Source organism: Rhodococcus sp. MPR-R1B (genome assembly GCF_058793255.1).
Window position 1 is genome coordinate 54676 of the sequence record NZ_JBXAFO010000028.1, and the last position, 19204, is coordinate 73879.

General features: G+C 63.2%; 18 protein-coding genes and 1 pseudogene. 5 read left to right on the top strand and 14 right to left on the bottom strand.

Going from position 1 to position 19204, the window contains the following annotated elements:
• Positions 1-77: 77 nt before the first annotated feature.
• Positions 78-611 carry a MarR family winged helix-turn-helix transcriptional regulator gene (locus AC1Q61_RS27425; protein WP_054825961.1) on the top strand — a complete coding sequence of 178 codons (534 nt, stop codon included), beginning with the start codon at positions 78-80 and terminating at the stop codon, positions 609-611.
• Positions 612-688: 77 nt separating this feature from the next.
• Here the strand turns inward: AC1Q61_RS27425 and AC1Q61_RS27430 are convergent, their stop codons facing one another.
• The 11 genes from AC1Q61_RS27430 to AC1Q61_RS27480 form a co-directional block, all read right to left on the bottom strand.
• A complete protein-coding gene (locus AC1Q61_RS27430) occupies positions 689-1465 on the bottom strand; it encodes an enoyl-CoA hydratase (protein ID WP_118604381.1) in 777 nt (258 codons plus the stop codon).
• Entirely contained in the window at positions 1465-2358 is an 894-nt protein-coding gene (gene mmsB / locus AC1Q61_RS27435; protein ID WP_003941308.1) for a 3-hydroxyisobutyrate dehydrogenase, read from the bottom strand. Before mmsB ends, AC1Q61_RS27430 begins: the two co-directional genes overlap by 1 nt.
• 23 nt (positions 2359-2381) lie before the next feature.
• Positions 2382-3440, bottom strand: a complete 1059-nt coding sequence (locus AC1Q61_RS27440) for an enoyl-CoA hydratase/isomerase family protein (RefSeq protein ID WP_118604384.1) — start codon at positions 3438-3440, stop codon at positions 2382-2384.
• Positions 3437-4597, bottom strand: coding sequence for an isobutyryl-CoA dehydrogenase (locus tag AC1Q61_RS27445; RefSeq protein ID WP_007726145.1), 1161 nt, complete (start codon positions 4595-4597; stop codon positions 3437-3439). Before AC1Q61_RS27445 ends, AC1Q61_RS27440 begins: the two co-directional genes overlap by 4 nt.
• Before the next feature lie 14 nt (positions 4598-4611).
• A complete protein-coding gene (locus AC1Q61_RS27450) occupies positions 4612-6129 on the bottom strand; it encodes a CoA-acylating methylmalonate-semialdehyde dehydrogenase (protein WP_003941275.1) in 1518 nt (505 codons plus the stop codon).
• A 129-nt stretch (positions 6130-6258) separates the two neighbouring features.
• Entirely contained in the window at positions 6259-6981 is a 723-nt protein-coding gene (locus tag AC1Q61_RS27455) for a copper homeostasis protein CutC (RefSeq protein WP_007726141.1), read from the bottom strand.
• Position 6982: 1 nt separating this feature from the next.
• Positions 6983-7762, bottom strand: coding sequence for a glucosamine-6-phosphate deaminase (gene nagB, locus AC1Q61_RS27460; RefSeq protein ID WP_118604387.1), 780 nt, complete (start codon positions 7760-7762; stop codon positions 6983-6985).
• Positions 7750-8994 carry an N-acetylglucosamine-6-phosphate deacetylase gene (locus AC1Q61_RS27465; RefSeq protein WP_118604392.1) on the bottom strand — a complete coding sequence of 415 codons (1245 nt, stop codon included), beginning with the start codon at positions 8992-8994 and terminating at the stop codon, positions 7750-7752. Before AC1Q61_RS27465 ends, nagB begins: the two co-directional genes overlap by 13 nt.
• Positions 8991-10664, bottom strand: a complete 1674-nt coding sequence (gene ptsP / locus AC1Q61_RS27470) for a phosphoenolpyruvate--protein phosphotransferase (RefSeq protein WP_118604395.1) — start codon at positions 10662-10664, stop codon at positions 8991-8993. Before ptsP ends, AC1Q61_RS27465 begins: the two co-directional genes overlap by 4 nt.
• Entirely contained in the window at positions 10664-10933 is a 270-nt protein-coding gene (locus tag AC1Q61_RS27475; protein WP_003941322.1) for an HPr family phosphocarrier protein, read from the bottom strand. The genes ptsP and AC1Q61_RS27475 overlap by 1 nt, the downstream gene beginning before the upstream one ends.
• A gap of 2 nt (positions 10934-10935) precedes the next feature.
• On the bottom strand, positions 10936-12279 hold the full coding sequence (locus AC1Q61_RS27480; RefSeq protein WP_003941307.1) for a PTS transporter subunit EIIC: 1344 nt from the start codon (positions 12277-12279) through the stop codon (positions 10936-10938).
• A gap of 327 nt (positions 12280-12606) precedes the next feature.
• Here AC1Q61_RS27480 and AC1Q61_RS27485 point away from each other — a divergent pair, with 327 nt between their 5' ends.
• Positions 12607-12837 carry a PTS sugar transporter subunit IIB gene (locus tag AC1Q61_RS27485; RefSeq protein WP_003941324.1) on the top strand — a complete coding sequence of 77 codons (231 nt, stop codon included), beginning with the start codon at positions 12607-12609 and terminating at the stop codon, positions 12835-12837.
• Entirely contained in the window at positions 12834-13292 is a 459-nt protein-coding gene (locus AC1Q61_RS27490) for a PTS sugar transporter subunit IIA (protein ID WP_019749215.1), read from the top strand. The genes AC1Q61_RS27485 and AC1Q61_RS27490 overlap by 4 nt, the downstream gene beginning before the upstream one ends.
• A gap of 54 nt (positions 13293-13346) precedes the next feature.
• On the opposite strand, the gene AC1Q61_RS27495 is transcribed toward AC1Q61_RS27490, so the two are convergent.
• The 3 genes from AC1Q61_RS27495 to AC1Q61_RS27505 all read right to left on the bottom strand — a co-directional run bounded on the left by AC1Q61_RS27495 (position 13347) and on the right by AC1Q61_RS27505 (position 17832).
• Positions 13347-14096 carry a GntR family transcriptional regulator gene (locus AC1Q61_RS27495; RefSeq protein ID WP_007726130.1) on the bottom strand — a complete coding sequence of 250 codons (750 nt, stop codon included), beginning with the start codon at positions 14094-14096 and terminating at the stop codon, positions 13347-13349.
• Between the two features lie 149 nt (positions 14097-14245).
• A complete protein-coding gene (locus AC1Q61_RS27500; protein WP_118604398.1) occupies positions 14246-15019 on the bottom strand; it encodes an SWIM zinc finger family protein in 774 nt (257 codons plus the stop codon).
• Positions 15016-17832 carry a DEAD/DEAH box helicase gene (locus tag AC1Q61_RS27505; RefSeq protein WP_058227690.1) on the bottom strand — a complete coding sequence of 939 codons (2817 nt, stop codon included), beginning with the start codon at positions 17830-17832 and terminating at the stop codon, positions 15016-15018. Before AC1Q61_RS27505 ends, AC1Q61_RS27500 begins: the two co-directional genes overlap by 4 nt.
• 63 nt (positions 17833-17895) lie before the next feature.
• Here AC1Q61_RS27505 and AC1Q61_RS27510 point away from each other — a divergent pair, with 63 nt between their 5' ends.
• Both AC1Q61_RS27510 and AC1Q61_RS27515 read left to right on the top strand, forming a co-directional pair.
• A complete protein-coding gene (locus AC1Q61_RS27510; RefSeq protein ID WP_054827462.1) occupies positions 17896-18816 on the top strand; it encodes an NADP-dependent oxidoreductase in 921 nt (306 codons plus the stop codon).
• A gap of 107 nt (positions 18817-18923) precedes the next feature.
• Positions 18924-19204 (top strand): annotated as a pseudogene (locus AC1Q61_RS27515) (hypothetical protein); the annotation flags it as partial.

Consider the following 19204-nt stretch of genomic DNA (forward strand, 5'->3'; position numbering starts at 1 on the left):
CTCTACAGACGTAAGCGGCTGCGACACACAATCAGACAAGGCACCCGACCGCTTCGCAGCATGGGATGATCGAACCTATGTCTCCCCCCGCGCCGCTCCCCCTCGACCCCATCGAAGAGGCGCATCGTCAGTGGACGGAGCACGGGTGGAGCGACGTCGCCGACGGTATGGCTGCGGTCACGTCGGTGATGCGTGCGCAGCAGATCATGATGGCGCGGGTCGAAGAGGTACTCAAGCCGCTCGGGTTGACCTTCGCTCGCTACGAACTGCTGACGCTTCTCACCTTCACCAGGTCGGGCGCACTCCCGATGGCCAAGGCGAGCGCCCGACTCCAGGTTCACCCCACCAGCGTCACCAATGCCGTCGACCGTTTGGAGAAAGCGGAGTTGGTCAGGCGGGTCCCGCATCCCAGCGATCGCCGTGCGACGCTCATCGAGATCTCCGACGCGGGTCGCGCGCTGGCCCTCGAAGCCACCGAAATGCTCAACAGCAAGGTGTTCGCTCACCCCGGACTCCAGCAGGACAAGCTCGAGCAATTGGTGACGATCCTCACTGAACTTCGCAAGACTGCGGGTGACTTCGACACCGGCGGCGCACCGACCAAGTGGTGAACCGACCACCCGTACACACAAAGAAACTGCCCTCACACTCTCGACGAGTGTGAGGGCAGTTTCAGCGCTGTTGAAATTCAGCGATGCTTGAATTCTGCCGACCGCTTCTCCACGAACGCGGTCATGCCTTCCTTCTGATCCTCCGTCGCGAAGGTCGAGTGGAACACCCGACGCTCGAAGCGGACGCCCTCGGCGAGGGTGGTCTCGAAGGAGCGGTTGACTGCTTCCTTGGCCATCATCGCAATCGGCAGCGACATCTCGGCGATGGTGGTTGCGGTCTTCAGGGCATCGTCGAGCAGATCGGCGGCCGGAACGATCCGGGCAACCAGGCCTGCACGTTCGGCTTCTTCTGCGTCCATGTTGCGGCCGGTGAGGCACAGCTCCATGGCCTTGGCCTTGCCCACGGCGCGCGTAAGGCGCTGCGAGCCACCGATACCCGGAATGACACCGAGCTTGATCTCGGGCTGGCCGAACTTCGCGGTATCCGAAGCGATGATGAAATCGCAGAGCATCGCAAGCTCGCAGCCACCACCGAGCGCGTATCCGGAGACGGCGGCGATCAGCGGCTTACGAGCTGCTGCGACGCGATCCCACGGGGTGAAGAAATCCTCGACGTATGCGTCCATGTACGTCTTGGACTGCATTTCCTTGATGTCGGCACCGGCGGCGAAGGCGCGCTCGGAACCGGTGATCACGATGGCTCCGATGCCGTTGTCCGCTTCGAGGTCGGCAACCGCGGCGACGACCTCGTTCATCAGCTCGGAGTTCAGCGCGTTGAGAGCCTTCGGGCGGTTGAGCGTGATGACGCCGACGCGACCCTTACGCTCGAGGATGATGGTGTTGAAGTCGGTCACTACTGTCCTTCGGTCGAACGGTCACGGATGTCGTTGATGATGGCAGAGAAGTCCTGACCGCCACCGCCCGCGGCATGGAAGCGACTGTAGAGTTCGGCTGCCTTGAGTCCGATCTCTGCATCGACGCCGTTGTTGCGCAGCGCATTTGCTGCCAGACCCAGGTCCTTGTCCATCAGTGCAACAGCAAAGCCAGGCTGGTAGTCGTTGTTGGCCGGGCTGGTGGGCACAGGTCCCGGAACCGGGCAGTTGGTGGTCAGTGCCCAGCACTGTCCCGAGGCGTTGGACGCCACGTCGAAGAGCGCTTGGTTGCTCAGGCCGAGCTTTTCGCCCAACACGAACGCCTCGCTGATCGCGATCATCGAAATGCCGAGGATCATGTTGTTGCAGATCTTGGCTGCCTGGCCGACACCGGCGTCGCCGCAGTGAACGACCTTGCGGCCCATCACGTCCAGCAACGGTGACGCGGCTTGGAAGTCAGCCTCGGAACCGCCGACCATGAATGCCAGCGTGCCTGCGGTAGCCCCGACGACTCCACCGGAGACCGGAGCGTCGACGCTGCGGTGACCGGCCGCTTCGGCCTTGTCGTGTGCCTCGCGGGCGTCGGCGACGTCGATGGTGGAACAGTCGATGAACAGGGTGCCCGGTGTTGCCACCGGCAGCAGCTCTTCGTACAGACCCAGAACGTGCTTACCGCTCGGCAGCATCGTGATCACGACGTCGGCACCGCGAACGGCGTCGACCGCCGAATCCGCTACCGATGCACCGTCTTTGACTGCCTGCTCCAGCGCCGCAGGTGCCAGGTCGAAACCGACGACCTTGTGTCCGGCCTTGACGAGATTGGCCGCCATCGGGCCACCCATGTGACCGAGTCCGATAAATCCAATGGTGCTCATTAGTGATGCTCCTTCGGCGGTGATCAGTTGCCTTGCGGTTGAGGGGCGAGTCCGAGCTCGTTGTCGCCCAACGGGGCGAAGTAGGCGTCGACGGATTCTGCCGTGACGTCGTCGAGAGTTGCCGGCAACCACTTCGGGTTTCGGTCCTTCTCCACGACCTGGGCGCGAATGCCCTCGACCAGATCGTGTGAGGCGAGCGCAGCGGTCGAGACCCGGAACTCCTCGTTGAGGACTTCTTCCAAGCTTGCTGCTTCCTTGGCATGTCGCAGGGATCGCAGGGTCACCGACAGTGCAATCGGGGACTTGCCGAGAATCTGCTCCGCTGCCTTCTCCGCTTCGGGGATTCCACTTGCGCGAAGACGCTCGACGATCGTGGATACGTCGTCGGCCGAGTACGCGGCGTCGATCCAGCTCTGCTGGGCCAACAGTTCCGACACCGGAGCCGGCTCCGCGTACTGCGCCACGGCGTCGGCAACCGAAGACGACGCGAGTGCGACGATGAACGTCTCGATGTTCTCCGACGGGATGAAGTGGTCAGCGAAACCTGCTGCGATGGCATCGCCGGCGCTCAGTCGCGCCGTGGTGAGCGCGATGTGCGTCCCGAGTTCACCGGGAGCACGCGAGAGCAGGTAAGTTCCGCCCACGTCTGGAATGAAACCGATTCCGGTCTCGGGCATTCCGATCATCGAGCGCTCGGTCACGATGCGAATGTCGCCGTGTGCGGACACTCCGACGCCACCGCCCATGACGATCCCGTCCATGATCGCGACGTACGGCTTCGGGTAGTTCGCGATCTCGGAGTTGAGGATGTACTCCTCACGCCAGAAGTCGAGCGAACCGGTCTTGCCGTCCTTGGCGTCATGGTAGATCGAGACGATGTCGCCGCCGGCGCACAGACCACGCTCGCCGGCGCCCGTGAGTACGACTGCCTTGACGTCCTCGTCGGACTTCCATTCCTCGAGGGCCTTGGCCATCGCCTTGACCATCGAGTGGTTGAGGGCGTTGATCGCCTTGGGACGGTTGAGAGTGATGAGCCCCAGTCCGTCATGCTTTTCGATCAATACCTCGAGTTCGTCGCTCATGCTGCTCCCTGCTTTCCCTGACCTGATGCGACCACGCTGCGCGCGATGACCACCCTCATGATCTCGTTGCTGCCTTCGAGGATCTGATGAACCCGAAGATCGCGGACGATCTTCTCGATCCCGTACTCAGCAAGATAGCCGTACCCGCCGTGAAGCTGGAGGGCCTTGTTGGCTACGTCGAATCCGGTGTCGGTGGCAAAGCGCTTGGCCATCGCGCACAACTCCACGACGTCGGACGCTCCGTCTTCGAGCGCGGCGGCGGCGCGCCACAGCAACGTCCTGGCTGCTTCGAGTTCGGTACGCATGTCGGCGAGCTGGAACTGCAGGGCCTGCGACTCGATCAGTGCCGAACCGAAAGCTTTGCGGTCCACCAGATATGCGACTGCCTTCTCCAGCGCTGCCTGGGCCCCACCGACCGAGCAGGCGGCGATGTTCAGCCGGCCGCCGTTGAGACCCTTCATGGCGATGCGGAAGCCGCTGCCCTCTTCACCGAGCATGTTGGCGGCAGGAACTCGCACGTCTTCGAAGATCACCTGACGGGTGGGCTGCGCGTTCCAGCCCATCTTGACCTCGTTGGCACCGAACGACAGTCCGGGCGAATCCTTGGGCACGATGAACGCCGAGATCCCCTTGGCACCGGCAGATCCGGTGCGTGCCATCACGACGTACACGTCGGAAGTGCCTGCGCCGGAAATGAACTGCTTGACGCCGTTGAGGATGTAGTCGTCGCCGTCACGAACGGCCTTGGTGCTCAAGCCCGCAGCATCGGAGCCAGCGCCGGGTTCGGTGAGGCAGTAGCTGCCCAGTTGATCCATCGAGCAGAGTCCGGGGACCCATTTGTGGCGCTGTTCGTCGTTGCCGAACTGGTCGATCATCCACGTGACCATGTTGTGGATGGAGATGTACGCGGCGATCGACGGATCGCCCTTGGCCAGCTCTTCGAAGATCCGGGCAGCGTCGACGCGACTCAGCTCACTGCCACCCACGTCTTCACGAATGTAGATACCGCCCATTCCCAGGGACGCCGCCTTACGGAGGACGTCCACCGGGAAATGCTTGGTCTGATCCCACTCCACTGCGTTGGGCGCCAGATGCTCGGCCGCGAAGTCGCGGGCAGTGTCACGAATCGCCCGCTCGTCATCGGTCAGAGTAAACATGGAAAGTGTTCCGATCAGTTCATCGTGGGGATGACGAAGTGGTTGGTCTCTTCCTTCTTGCCGGAAGGCCAGCGCTGCGTCACGGTCTTGGTCTTGGTGTAGAAGCGGAAGGAGTCGGGACCGTGCTGGTTCAGGTCACCGAATCCGGAGCGCTTCCAGCCACCGAAGGTGTGGTACGCGATCGGGACCGGGATCGGCACGTTCACGCCGACCATGCCGACGTTGACGCGAGCGGTGAAGTCACGCGCGGTGTCGCCGTCGCGGGTGAAGATGGAGACGCCGTTGCCGTACTCGTGTTCGGTCGGAAGACGCAGTGCCTCTTCGTAATCGGCAGCGCGGACCACCTGAAGGACGGGTCCGAAGATCTCTTCCTTGTAGATGCGCATGTCCGAGGTGACGTTGTCGAACAGGGTTGCGCCGGCGAAGAATCCACCTTCGTGGCCTTCGAGGGTGAAGCCGCGGCCGTCGACGACTGCCGTTGCGCCCTCGTCGATGCCGATCTGCACGTAGTTGTTGACGCGGTCGAGGGCATCCTGGCAAACGAGCGGTCCGAAATCGACACCTTCGTCGTCACTGCGACCGATCTTGAGCTTCGCGACGCGCTCCTTCAGCTTCGCGACAAGAGCGTCCGCGGTCTCCTCGCCGACGGGAACGGCAACCGAGATGGCCATGCAACGCTCGCCGGCGCTGCCGTAGCCCGCACCGATCAGGGCGTCGGCAACCTCGTCGAGGTCGGCGTCCGGCATGACGATCGCGTGGTTCTTGGCGCCACCGAAGCACTGTGCGCGCTTGCCGTGAGCTGCGGCCGTCTCGTAGATGTACTGAGCGATCGGCGTGGAGCCGACGAAGCCGACGGCCTTGATGCGATCGTCGGTGAGCAGAACGTCGACAACTTCCTTGTCACCGTTGACCACGTTGAACACACCCGCGGGCAGTCCCGCTTCGAGGAACAACTCGGCCAGGCGCAGCGGCACGGAGGGGTCGCGCTCGGAGGGCTTGAGGATGAAGGCGTTACCGGCGGCGAGGGCGGGGCCGGCCTTCCACAGCGGGATCATCGCGGGGAAGTTGAAGGGCGTGATGCCGGCGACGACGCCGAGCGGCTGACGCATGGAGTACACGTCGATGCCGGTGCCGGCACTCTCGGTGAATTCACCCTTGAGCAGGTGCGGAGCGCCGACGGCGAACTCGATGACCTCGAGGCCGCGCTGGATGTCACCCTTGGCGTCGGCGACGGTCTTGCCGTGCTCGGACGAGAGGAGGCGGGCCAGAGAATCCATCTCGGCCTGAGCGAGCTGCAGGAACTTCATCAGCACGCGGGCGCGCTTCTGCGGGTTGAACGCTGCCCACACCTGCTGCGCCTCTTCGGCATTGGCGATGATGGCTTCGGTCTCGGCCTTGCTCGCGAGGGGGACGCGGGCCTGCACCTTGCCGGTGTTGGGATCGAACACGTCCGCAAATCGATCAGATGTCCCGGGAACACGCTTGCCACCGACGAAGTGCGTCAACTCGTGAACCGTCGCATTTTCAACCATTGTGCTAACCCGTTCCTTGCTCGTATGGACCGCCCAGGAGGCAGCAGTGAATATGTCTACCATCCTATAGTTGGATGTCCATGTATGTCTAGAGCCCAAGGGCTGTGCGCCTTTATTAACCGCGGGGGGTTAATAAAGGCGCACAGCGCGGAGCGCGGCTGCCGCTTCCTGCGCGACTACTGCATCGGTGACGTCGTATCCGTCCGATCCCCCACCAGGTCCGCCGGAAACTGCGACAACCTTGCGCGCCGAGAGATGCACCGCATCGACGCCGACGGCAGCGATTGCCGGGATGTCGTCGACGGTTATTCCGCCACCGGCCATGATCTGGATCCGGCCCGCGGCATGTTCGACCATTCGACCGATCTCGTCGAGTCCCTCATTGCAAGTGTCCGCACCCCCGGACGTCAGCACGCGGGTCACGCCCAGGTCGATCAGTTCGTCCAGCGCGGTCAGACGGTCGGTCACCACGTCCATCGCACGATGTACTGTCACCTCGACCCGCGCACGGTCCACGCATCCGATGATGCGGCGCAGCACGACGGTGTCGATCGAATTGTCTTCTGTCAGCGCGCCGATCACGATGCCGGAAGCTCCACCGGCCACAGCAGCATGTACGTCGTGCTCCATCACCCACACTTCGTCGGGTGAGAACACAAAACCTCCGGCGCGCGGACGGATCAGCGGGTGAACCGCGATCCCCACGTCCGACACAGCCTCGATCACTCCGATGCTGGGCGTCAATCCCCCCGTCGGGCCGAGTGCCGCACACAACTCGACTCGAGTCGCTCCCACCGAACGCGCGATCCTCGCCCCCCGCACGTCCTGCACAGCCAGCTCCAGAACCGTCATGTCAGAAGGACTGCCACGACGGCTTGTGTTCGAGCGCATACCGGTAGTAGTCGGCAAGTTTGAGTGAACTGGCCGCAGCTTCGTCGATGACGACGGTGACATGGCGATGCAATTGCATCACCGAAGCCGGGCAGAAAGCAGACAACGGACCTTCGACGGCAGCGGCGATCGCGTCAGCCTTGCCTTCTCCGGTCGCGATCATCACCAGATGCCTTGCATCGCTGATGGTTCCGAGCCCCTGGGTGAGCACGTGATGTGGGACGTCGTCCACACCGTCGAAGAAGCGTGCGTTGTCGATCCGGGTCTGCTCGGTCAGCGTCTTCACGCGGGTTCTCGAGGTCAACGACGATCCGGGCTCGTTGAAGCCGATGTGGCCGTCGGTACCGATGCCGAGCAACTGCACGTCCACTCCCCCGGCCGCCGCGATGCTCTGGTCGTACCGGGCGATCTCCTGCTCCGGGCACGGCGCTTCACCGTTGGGACTGGACACCATCGCGGGATCCAGGTTGACGTGATCGACGAGCTCCGACCGAATCACCGAGTAGTACGACTGCGGATGGCGTTTCGGCAATCCCAGGTACTCGTCGAGCAGGAATGCCCGAGCCAGCGAGAAGTCGAGTTCGGCGTCGCGATGCCTCGCTGCCAGTTCACGATAGGTTCCGATCGGCGACGACCCCGTTGCGAGACCGAGCGTCGCCGCCCCGGCTCTGACGTAGCCTTCGACGATGTCCGCGACGGTCGAGTCGACCTCCGCGGGTGTCGGCTGAATTACGATTTCCATGATTTTTCCTTTCCGGCGGCTTTTCCGCCGAGTAGTACACGCCCCAGACGCAATTGACGATCGGTGACCAGGATGTCGGCTCGGCAGCCCACGGCCAGCGATCCGATCAGGTCGCCGAGCCCCAGCAGATGCGCTGGGCTCCGAGTTGCCGCTGCGACAGCATCTTCCAGCGCGACGCCGCCGTCGAAGACGGTGCTGCGAAGCACGTCGAGCAATCTTGCAGTCCCTCCGGCGATGGCACCGGAACTGCCGTCGGTGGTCGCGAGTCTTGCTACACCGTCGGCAACCGTGACGTCGAGCGCACCGAGTTGGTAGTCGCCGTCGTCCATTCCCGCCGCGGCCATCGAATCACTGACCAAGGCGATCTGGTCCGGTCCGACAGCGTCGAAGACCATCGACACGGTCTCGGGCGCAAGATGCACACCGTCTGCGATCAGTTCCACCACCATCTCGCCTCTCGCGGCAGCCGCCAGGCACGCCGCGACGGGACCCGGAGATCGATGGTGCAGGGGCGGCATCCCGTTGAAGAGGTGGGTCGCGCTGATCTGTCCGGCCCAATCCCCGTGCACCGCAGCATCGATGCGCGCCGACGTCGTTGCCGCGTCGGCATCGGTGTGACCGAAACTCGGCACGATGTTGCGATGACGCATGATCGCGAGCAACTCTTCGAAATTCTCGGTCTCGGGCGCCAAGGTCATGGACCGCACGGTCCCCCGCGCAGCGTCACACACGGCTTCGAGCAGATCCGGATCACCGGGAATGATCGCTGCCGGATCCTGGGCACCGCAGCGGACGCCGTTGATGAACGGCCCCTCGAGGTGGATACCCAGAAGTTCTCCGCGTTCGACCAGATCGGCGAGCATCGTTGCTTGTCGCACCAGATCTGCGCGCGGTGCGGAGACCAGGCTGGCCAGCATTCCGGTCGTGCCGTGCTCACAATGGTGCGCCGCCGCGCGGCTCGCTCCATCGGCGTCGGTGTTCGGGAAACCAGCACCCGCGGCGCCGTGGCTGTGGACATCGATCAAGCCGGGCATGATCACCGTGTCGGTGCGTTCCGGAATGACGACGACGGGTGCGGAAGCCACGTAGTCCGCAGCCGAGCCGACCCAACTGATCTTTTCGCCGTCCACGACGACGACTCCGTCGTGAATCTTCCCGGCCGGAGATCCGATCACCGTTCCCCGCAATACGATCGGATCGCCGACAGCAGCAGCCGAGCCTGATGTACTCATGCCGACTCGCGAATCCGCGCGACGGCCGCTCTACCCTCGATCGGGTTTCGCGCGCCCCGCGCCGCCGCGGCCATGTCCTTGCACACCGCCAGATCGAGAGAGGCCAGTTGCGCGCGAACTGCGCCCAATGCCGGGACCGGCATCGACAGACTCGTCACGCCCAAACCGACCAGAACCGGAGCCAACAGCGGGTCAGACGCGGATTCTCCGCACACACCAACAGGTTTCCCGGCATCGGCGCCAGCCTGACCGACCATCGCGATCAGATCGAGGACCGCCGGCTGCCACGGATCGAGCAGTTGGGCCAGGCCTCCGGCCATACGATCCACGGCGCAGGTGTACTGGCTCAGATCATTGGTACCGATACTGACAAAATCGAGGTGCTCGAGGATATCCTTCGCCCGCAACGCTGCAGCTGGAACCTCGATCATTGCTCCGACCTTGCCGATCCCCCGCGAACGCGCAAGTTCTGCAAAGTCTTTCGCCTCGTCGGCCGTAGCTACCATCGGCGCCATGACCCACAGATCGGCGCCCGTCGCATTGCCTGCCGCCGCGAGGGCGTCGAGCTGGCTGATGAGTGTGTCGGGATAAACCGTGCCGACACGGAGCCCGCGGATACCAAGGGCCGGATTCTCCTCGACCCCGAGATCGAGAAACGGCAACGGCTTGTCCGAACCCGAATCGAGAGTGCGGACCACCACCTTCTGTCCGGCGAAGTGCCCGAGCACCGACGCGTACGTCTGTGCTTGCTCCTCCACCGACGGTGCGTCGTGACGCCCGAGATACGAGAATTCGGTACGGAACAGTCCGACGCCCTCGCAATCCGCCGCTCCGGCCCGCGCGGCGTCCTCGAGGGTTCCGATGTTGGCCGACAACCTCACCGCGAACCCGTCACGCGTGCGTCCTGGACCCTGTGCCGAAGCCGACTGCTCTGCCACGAACGATGCTTCGAGGACAGCGCGCTCGCGCGTTTCTGCCGAGGGATCGATGGTGACCGTCCCGGTGGTGCCGTCGAGGATGAGAAGTTTCCCCTCCGCCAGCAGATCGGTTCCCGAACAGTTGACCACGGCCGGGATTCCGAGCGACTTCGCCAAGATAGCCGTATGGCTGGTCGGACCTCCTTCGGCAGTCAACAATCCGACCACGTCACTGGTGCCCAGCGTCGCTGTATCCGCCGGAGCGAGGTCGCGCGCCACCAGTATGTACGGGTAACCGGGAGTGGGGATTCCGGGCATCGGCTCCCCTCGAAGAACGGCCACGGCTCGCTGCCCGAGATCGCGCAGATCGGTTGCCCGTTCGGCCATGTACCCGCCGAGCGCCGTGAGCTTTTCACAGAAGGCGTCGAAGGCGACTGCGACGGCGTGTGCGGTCGGCAGCCCCGATTCCAGGTTCGCCTTGGCCGCCTTCACGATGCCCGCGTCGCGCGCCATCGCAGCCGACGTCGTCAGGATCTCCGCGGAGACGCCCTCGACTGTCTTTGCACGCGAGAGCAGTTCCTCCGCGACGGCGTCCAGTGCCTCACGGATCCTGATCAGCTCCGCCTCGGGACTGCCCGTGATCGGGTCCGCCGCCGAGGTCGGCTCAGGCGTGGAGAATCGCAACCACGGCGCGCAGACCGAACCCGCGCTCACTCCGATACCCGCGATGCGGTTGTCCACACTCGCCGTCATCAGGCTTCGTCCAGTTCGGATGCGAGAAGCTCTGCGAGCGAACCGACCGCAGCGTCGGCGCCGTCACCGTCAGCACGCAAGGTCACCGAATCCCCGAATGCTGCACCGAGAGTCATGACAGACAACATGCTGGAGGCATCGACGGGTTCGCCGTCGCCGAGCGCGATGGTGACGTCTACCGGTAGATCGGCTGCGGCGCGCGCGAAGAGCGCTGCGGGTCGTGCGTGGAGTCCGACGCGGGATCCGATTGTCGTGGTTGCGATCGCCATGTTCAGCGTCCTTCCAGTTCCTTGTCGAGCTTGTTTTCCAGTTCGGCGACGAGCGGGGCGTCGGTGCGGCTGTCACCTTCGGCAGCCAGTGCCAGTTCGGCCTCGAGCAGCGCTGGGTCGGGCTCACCTGCAGCCACCTCGACCTCTTCTTCTCGTCCTGGCGTGCGCAGATTCCACTTCTTGATGACGAAGCTGAAAAGGAAGTAGTAGATCACGGCGTACCCGAGTCCGATCGGGATCAACATCCATGCGTTGGTTGCCTTGCCGAAGTTCAACACGTAGTCGAAGAAGCCTGCGGAGAACGTGAATCCGTCGTGAATCCCCAGCGCATTGACCAAGGCCATCGACGTTCCGGTCAGGAGCGAGTGGATGACGTACAGGGGCCACGCGACGAACATGAAGGAGAATTCGAGCGGCTCGGTGATACCGGTGAGGAATGCGGTCAGGCCGGTGGAGAGCATGATGCCGCCGACGAGCTTCTTCTGAGAAGGCTTGGCGTTGCGCCAGATTGCGAAGGCTGCAGCGGGGAGGGCGAACATCATGATCGGGAAGAAGCCGGTCATGAACGTACCGGCGGAGGGGTCGCCGGCGAAGAACCGATTGAGGTCACCGCGAACGATCTGACCGCTCGCGTCCTGGTAGTCGCCGATCAGGAACCACACGGCGGAGTTCAAGATGTGATGCAGGCCCGTGGGGATCAGGAGGCGGTTCGCTGCGCCGTAAATGCCGCCGCCCACAACGGTATTGGAAGCAACTGCTTCACCGACCCAGTTGAGGCCGGAGTTGAACAAGGGGTACACGAATGCCATCAGGACACCGACCACAAGACCGGTGATCGCTGTCAGGATGGGAACCAGCCTGCGCCCGTTGAAGAACCCGAGATAATCGGGAAGCTTCGTTCGATAGAACCGCTGCCACAAGATCGCCGACAGCAAGCCCATCACGATACCGGCGAGCACACCGTAGTTGATCAGGGATTGATCCCCGTTCGGGTCGGTCTTCCCTTCGAGGACGATCGGCGACATCGCCTTGAACACGCCGTCGATCACCATGTAGCCGACGACGGCTGCCAAGGCAGTCGATCCGTCGGCCTTCTTGGCCCAGCCGATCGCGATACCGACGGCGAAGATCAGCGGCAGCCACGTGAAGACTGCTTGTCCTGCCGCAGAGATCACTGCAGCAGCACTGTGCATCGAACTGAATCGCCCGAGCAGGTCGTCCTGGCCGAGGCGGAGCAAGATTCCCGCAGCCGGCAGAACGGCGATCGGAAGCATCAAGCTTCGGCCGAGGCGTTGAACCCCGGCGAACACTTTCGATTCCTTCTTCGGGGTGTCTTCGAGAGTCATCAAGGACCTTCTTCGTTCGCCGGGCCGCGTCGCGATCGGCCGCTGGTTCTGGAAATTCGGGTGTCGTACACGTGCAGGTTTCGTGAAAATGCAGGTCACGGTTCTTGCTCGGAAGTGAGGCCGAAACCGTTTTGTCGAAACTGTTGTGGAGCCGGACTTCCAACGGGTACTGTCCGGTCATAACCAGTTGTAGTTTTACCTGGTGGAGGCGAGTTGTCAACACCCAAATGTGACATACGTAACCGGGATAGCCTTGACCAGCAACTAGTCAGCCCACCTGTACGACCGTTCAACGATCACGACCAACCCGACAATCAGGAGCAGCAAATGTCGAAAGCGGAAGCAATCATCAAGGGCCTCGGCGGCGCAGAGAACATCGTCGAGATCGAGGCTTGCATCACCCGCCTGCGTACCGAGGTCAAGGACGGAGCGAAGGTGAACGAGTCCGCTCTCAAGGCTGCCGGCGCACACGGCGTGCTCAAAGCCGGAACGGTTGTCCAGGTCATCGTCGGGCCCGAGGCCGACACCCTTGCCGAGGACATCGAGGACATCCTGTGACGGTCGTCCTCGCCCCGCTGCCCGGCCGGGTCGTCGCACTCGCGGACGTCCCGGACCCGGTGTTCGCTCAGCAGATGGTCGGCTCGGGCGTCGCGATCGAACCCGCCCGCGGTCAAGGCCCGCTCACGGTCGTGGCGCCGATCAGCGGAAAGATCCTGAAACTGCACCCCCACGCGTTTGTGATCTTCGGCGAGAAGGCCACCGGCGTGCTGGTCCATATCGGCATCGACACGGTCAAGCTGGAAGGCGACGGATTCACGCTCATCGCCGCCGAGGGTGACACCGTCGATGCGGGTGATCCCATTGTCAGCTTCGATCCAGCGCACATCGACACGACCGGCTACTCGGCGATCTGCCCGGTTGTCGTAATGGATTCCAAACCGGACACCGTCGAATCCCCTTCCGTCGGTGGGGACGTCGCCACTGGCGACACTCTGTTCGACTGGTCGGCGTAACGCAAAGGGCGAGCACACCGGAAGGTGTGCTCGCCCTTTCGCTTCGAACGATGACTATTGGTCGCCGCGCGTTTTGGGCCGCGCTTGGCCCTGGACTTCCATCTGCAACTGGTAGCGGTCGGATCGGTACCAACTGCGAGTGTGCTCGACCGGTGCGATCTCGCTGAACGACACTCGATCGAAGTACAGAACCGGAGCGCCCTTACGAGTGCCCAGGAGAGTCGCGATCTCCGTACTGGCACCATCGGCACTGACTGTCTGCTCTGCCCGATCGATCGGCTTGTCGTACTTGTCGGCGGTTGCCCGATAGATCGAACCCGTCAAGTCCATGTCGAGTAAACCCGGCAACAGTTCGGGATTGAACCAGCCGTCGTCCACGCTCACCGGCTCGCCGTCGGCAAGGCGCAAGCGCTTGACGTGGTAACCGTCGGAACCCGGTCGCATATTCAGTGCGGCAGCAGTGTTTTCGGGGACCGGCCCCTGTTCGCTGACCAGGACCACTGTCGTGGGGTGATGCCCCTGGGCGCGCATTTCCTCGGTGAAGGATGCAAGGTGCAGCTTGGATTGGACAGCACGGTGCGCAACGAAGGTTCCCTTGCCACGCACGCGAACGAGGTGTCCGTCATTGACCAGTTGCCCGATTGCCTCGCGAACGGTGATCCGACTGACGCCGTAGTCCTGCATCAGGTTTCGCTCGCTGGTCATCAAGTCGCCAGGCTGGAGTTCTTGGGTGCACTTGCGCAGGAGAATGGTGCGCAACTGTTCGTGTTTGGGTATTGCGCTGTCGCGCAAATGAACGGGCATCACAGCGACTGTCCCTCCGAGAAATGAATAGTCGTCTATTCGCCGACGACAACGACCTGAAATCGCAGGCAGGTCCCGACCGGACCGGTCCAATTAACGATACTGGAATTTACGACAGGAAACTAGCACCAGTCCGGAGTTGTCCGATTTCAACCGTCCAACCGTCGGTAGATGGACCGTATTTCGTCCAAGGCGACGTTCTGCTGAGCCATGTCCAATCCCAATGCCGCAACCGCCTCGCGCAACCGCCTGATATCCAGATCGTCGATCGCCGCGCGAAAAGGCACCTTCGTTAGCGCAGGGAGGGCAGCCGCGATTCCGAACCAATTCTCGACGTCCACCGAAACAGTCGACTCGTCTTCCACTCCCCCGATCAACTGCTCCAGGTCGACCCCGCGAAGTCTCAGCAACCTGAGCGGATCGGTGTCGATTCGCTCCGCGGTCAAGAACGCCACGGCCGCAGCGTGTTTGCACGGCCAACCGACATCGGGGCAGGTGCAGTCGAAGCAAAAAGCCGACGGGCCGTCCGGTATCAGTTGAGCAGCAAGCATGTCCGGGACAACGCCGGACACCAGTGCGGCAAGACTTCCCGGCACGCGGCGGATCTTGGTGATGATGTCGTCGATATCCGATTGGTCAAGGGTGTCGATCGACAGCGTGGAAACGAACGGTTGAAGTTGGCTGCCCTGAACCTCGGCCGTCACCACTCCTGGTTCGATGTCGAGCGCCAAGACCTGACCCGAACGCGCATACGTACGCCCACGCGTGACACGAGGTTTGTCGCCGATCTCTTCGACGACCCGAACAAAAGCCTTGCCCCAGAACGTCCTCCCGAACGCTGGACGAGGCTTGACCGGCGCGGGTGCTCGCCGTCGAGGCCCGGTGTACTCACTGAAATCGGGGCCTTTACCGCGCGGACTCATTCGCCCACCGCGTCGTCGCCGAGTCGCAACAACTCGTCCAGTTGCTCGACGCTCATCTCCGTCACCCAGTTCTCACCAGTCCCGACTGCAAGTTCGGCGAGTTCACTTTTACTCGCGATCATCGTGTCGATTCGCTCTTCCAAGGTTCCGACGCACACCATCTTGCGTACCTGAACGTTCTTTCTCTGACCGATGCGGAAGACACGGTCCGTCGCCTGGTTCTCTACCGCCGGGTTCCACCATCTGTCGAGGTGAACCACATGGTTGGCCGCCGTGAGATTCAGACCCGTGCCGCCGGCCTTGAGCGAGAGCACCATGATGGGCGGGCCGCCTTCACCTTGAAATGCCTCGACCATTGCGTCGCGCCCGGCTTTCGACACTCCGCCGTGGAGAAACGGAACTTCGGTGGTGAACCGGTCGGCCAGGTACGGCACCACCAATTCGCCGAACTCACGAAACTGTGTGAACAACAGAACCTTCTCGTCGTCGCCGATGACCGACTCGACGATGTCCTCGACCAGTCCGAGCTTTCCCGAACGGTGTTGCCCGCGGCGCATCACCGGCGAACCGTCGCGCAGGAAGTGCGCGGGATGATTGCACACCTGTTTGAGTTTGGTCAGCGCAGACAGGACGGCGCCCTTGCGCTTCATCCCTTCCGTCCCCTTGATCTGCGCCATCATCTCGTCCACCACGGCGCGGTACAACGCGGCCTGCTCTTCGCTGAGATTCGCTCGAACCGTCATCTCCAACTTCTCCGGGAGATCCGCGATCACGGCGGGATCGGTCTTCACGCGCCGCAGCACAAAGGGGGACGTGACGGCTCGCAGTCGCGAGACGGCAAGCTGATCTTTTTCCCGCTCGATCGGTACGACAAACCTTTTGCGGAACATCTGCTCCGAGCCGAGTACACCGCGATTGGCAAAATCGAGGATTGACCGCAGCTCGTCCAGTCGGTTCTCCACCGGCGTTCCGGTCAGAGCAACGCGATGATCCGCGGGGATGCTGCGAGCAGCTCTCGCCTGAGATGTTTTGGCGTTCTTGATGTGTTGAGCCTCGTCGAGCACTACGCGCCGCCAGTCGAGATCCTTGAGGGCCGCGACGTCGCGGGTCATGAGCGCGTAGGTGGTGATCACGAGGTCACTCTCACGAACTGCCTGTTCCAACTCCGCCCCGGTAGCGCGATCCGAACCGTGATGAACGTAGACGCGCAAGCTCGGCACGAATCGCGCCGATTCACGCTGCCAGTTACCCACAACCGACATCGGGCACACCAAAAGGGTTGCTGTCTTGGACTTCTCGTGCGCAAGTAACGCCAACAGTTGCAGCGTCTTACCCAGACCCATGTCGTCGGCCAGAACAGCGCCGAGCCCGAGAGCACTCATGTACGCCAACCAGTCGAGACCGCGTCGTTGATACGGACGCAAAGTCGCGTTGACCGTCGACGGTACCGCGACCTGCCGCGGAGCCACCGACTGGTCGAGCAGTGCAGAGGCCCATCCGGTTGCCTTCACTTCCTCGACCGGCAGGTCTTTGAGGTCGTCGGCGATCAAGTCCTTGATCAGATCGACGATCGCTCGGTCCCCGCTCGAATGCCGCTGACTGACAAAACGAGCCGCGCGGGCCAGGACGTCTTTGTCCGCCTGAACCCACTCGCCGCGCAACTGGACCAGATCGGACTTCGCATCGACCAGTCGGGTCATTTCCTCGGCGGTGAGTACCTTGTCTCCGAGCGCCAATTCCCAATCGTATTCCAGCAATTGGTCCATACCGACCGTACGATTCTCCGCAACGATCGGAGACGCCGCCGAGGTCACCCGCACACGCAGGGATGGAGACACCACGTTCCAGGCACGCGGAAGCAGCAGCGTGATCCCTCGCTCTCGCAGGACTATCGCGCCGTGTCCGACCAGGTCCATCACTACAGGAGTGGGCAGCAACAGGTCGAGACTGTCCTCGTCGCGCGGCACGTCGCGAAAACGTGGGTAAGCCTTGATTGCCTCTTCGAGTTTGCGGCTGCCGAGCTGGATACGTTTGGGATCGGCCCGGTGCAGTCGAACACGTTCGGGCGCTTCACCTTCAGGACGCAAACACACTTGCAGACGCCACAGCGCATCGTCGTCGGGATCGGAATTGTCGTCGAGTTCAGGCTCGATCAGCCGCAGAACCAGGTCCGGCTCTCCGGCGGTGAACGTCGACCCCCATTCGGCGAGTCCCTCGGCCGCTCGTACCGACACGTCGTCGAAAGCATCCCCGGACAACACGGCCTGCCACAGCGGGGTCTGCACCACCGGATGCGAGTCCCCGAGAGCACGACGGACGATCGGGTCCGTGAGTTCGTTCGTGATGTCTTCGATCGTCGCCCTCGGCGAACCGACCGCCCGCTGCACCGGCGGCATCGCCACTACCAATTCGCCGATCCAGGCGCGCTGGCGTTCCCCCACCGACAACTGCCAGCGTGGCCACCAACTTCCTTCAGCCCGCGTCAGTGCGGGGACCACCCGTCCGGCGCGCACCCAACGGTCTATTCCTCGCGCCACATGTACGAGAAAGTGCAGGTCTCCCGCAATTCGCTGATCGTCGGCCTTGAACCGCAGCAGGAGATCGACTGCGTCCGGCGGCGCCAACGCAACAGCTGCGTACTCACTCTGCAAAGGCCCGCCAGGTACGGGCGGCATAGCGACATTCACACGATGACGGAACTTGCGATGCAGGACAGCACTGACCGGATCACGGGGATCGTCGGTCCCGGCACCGTCGTGCCCGTCGACCCACAGTTTGAGCCCCGATCCCGGTGACCAGAGTCCATGCAGCATCCGACCATCCAATCAGGTGCCACCGACACCACTTCCCGCCTACCGGGCAATAGGCTGGCAGGCATGACGACGGCATACGGCTTCACCGAGTACGGCGGACCCGACACACAGTCCTACTTCGACGTCACCTTGCCCCCACCGGGTGCCGGCCAACTGCTGGTGTCGGTCCGAGCGGCGGGCGTCAACCCCGCTGACTGGAAAGTTCGCGCGGGTACTCGAAAAGATACTGTCCCGGTGACGCTGCCTGCGGTTCTGGGCCGCGAAGTGTCCGGTGTTGTCATCGGAGTAGGTCCGCGGGTCACCGAGTTCGAGGTCGGCGACGAAGTGTTCGGCGCTACCGCGACCGGCTTCGGCGGCTACGCCGCGTCGACATTGCTCAACGTCTCCTCGACAGCACACAAGCCGCCTACCGTGTCCTGGGCCGATGCCGCAGTGCTGACGGTTGCGGCAGGAACGGCCTACGACGCACTCCACGATCTCGGTCTGAAACCCGGGGCGACACTCCTGCTGCTCGGCGCCGGCGGCGGCGTTGGTCGCAGCACGATCGCGCTTGCTCTGGCGCGGAGTATCAACGTGATCGGTGTCGCGAGCGAGTCCAAGAGAACCGCGATCGAGGAAGCGGGAGCACGTTGGGTTGCGTCGGGGGACGGCTTCGCAGACGACGTGTCCGCGTTGTCCCCAGTCGGAGTGGACGCGGTTTTCGACCTGGTCGGCGGGGACACTCTCACTCGCGGCGCTGAGCTCGCCCGACCGGACGCACCGATCCTGAGCATCGCCGATCCTCTGGCTGCGAGCCGACTCGGCGGCGGTGGTGTCGAACGCCGAAGAACTACAGCAGTATTCACGGAGGTCGCGGCGCTCGTGGCCGACGGGATCCTCGACCCGTCCGTGTCCGGGCGGTACCCATTCTCCCGCGCTGGGGAAGCGCTCGCTGCAGTCGAAGACGGCCATGCCGCCGGCAAAGTAGTGATCGAGTTCGGCTGATTCCTGTCGGCCCCCGATGGTTCAATCACCGTCTACGACGGACGGCGTTGAATCACCGTCTACGACGGGCGGCGTTGAATCACCGTCTACGACGGACGGGGGCACAGGTGGTTGCACGGTTATTTGCGATCCTGTCGACGCTCGTGCTCGTATGTCTCGTCGCGTCCTGCGGATGGTTCGGGGACGAGCGTCTCGAGTCGGCCCCGGGCAGCCCGACACGATCGGAGCTCGAATCGCTGCTGTCCCGGACCGCGATTGTCGACAACCGCCCACATCCGGGTGGATACGAGCGCGGCTGCGGTAACGGCGAGGCCCCGTTGACTGAACTAAATGCCGAACGGTGCTGGTCTGAAGGGGTGGGGTCGATGTGGGTCGGTAGCTTGCGGAC

Bases quoted from the DNA above. Each gene is read 5' to 3' on its own strand.
- AC1Q61_RS27425 (WP_054825961.1), top strand. From the start codon at position 78: ATGTCTCCCCCCGCGCCGCTCCCCCTCGACCCCATCGAAGAGGCGCAT.
- mmsB (WP_003941308.1), bottom strand. From the start codon at position 2,358: ATGAGCACCATTGGATTTATCGGACTCGGTCACATGGGTGGCCCGATG.
- AC1Q61_RS27440 (WP_118604384.1), bottom strand. From the start codon at position 3,440: ATGAGCGACGAACTCGAGGTATTGATCGAAAAGCATGACGGACTGGGG.
- AC1Q61_RS27445 (WP_007726145.1), bottom strand. From the start codon at position 4,597: ATGTTTACTCTGACCGATGACGAGCGGGCGATTCGTGACACTGCCCGC.
- AC1Q61_RS27450 (WP_003941275.1), bottom strand. From the start codon at position 6,129: ATGGTTGAAAATGCGACGGTTCACGAGTTGACGCACTTCGTCGGTGGC.
- AC1Q61_RS27455 (WP_007726141.1), bottom strand. From the start codon at position 6,981: ATGACGGTTCTGGAGCTGGCTGTGCAGGACGTGCGGGGGGCGAGGATC.
- nagB (WP_118604387.1), bottom strand. From the start codon at position 7,762: ATGGAAATCGTAATTCAGCCGACACCCGCGGAGGTCGACTCGACCGTC.
- AC1Q61_RS27465 (WP_118604392.1), bottom strand. From the start codon at position 8,994: ATGAGTACATCAGGCTCGGCTGCTGCTGTCGGCGATCCGATCGTATTG.
- ptsP (WP_118604395.1), bottom strand. From the start codon at position 10,664: ATGACGGCGAGTGTGGACAACCGCATCGCGGGTATCGGAGTGAGCGCG.
- AC1Q61_RS27475 (WP_003941322.1), bottom strand. From the start codon at position 10,933: ATGGCGATCGCAACCACGACAATCGGATCCCGCGTCGGACTCCACGCA.
- AC1Q61_RS27480 (WP_003941307.1), bottom strand. From the start codon at position 12,279: ATGACTCTCGAAGACACCCCGAAGAAGGAATCGAAAGTGTTCGCCGGG.
- AC1Q61_RS27485 (WP_003941324.1), top strand. From the start codon at position 12,607: ATGTCGAAAGCGGAAGCAATCATCAAGGGCCTCGGCGGCGCAGAGAAC.
- AC1Q61_RS27495 (WP_007726130.1), bottom strand. From the start codon at position 14,096: ATGCCCGTTCATTTGCGCGACAGCGCAATACCCAAACACGAACAGTTG.
- AC1Q61_RS27500 (WP_118604398.1), bottom strand. From the start codon at position 15,019: ATGAGTCCGCGCGGTAAAGGCCCCGATTTCAGTGAGTACACCGGGCCT.
- AC1Q61_RS27505 (WP_058227690.1), bottom strand. From the start codon at position 17,832: ATGCTGCATGGACTCTGGTCACCGGGATCGGGGCTCAAACTGTGGGTC.
- AC1Q61_RS27510 (WP_054827462.1), top strand. From the start codon at position 17,896: ATGACGACGGCATACGGCTTCACCGAGTACGGCGGACCCGACACACAG.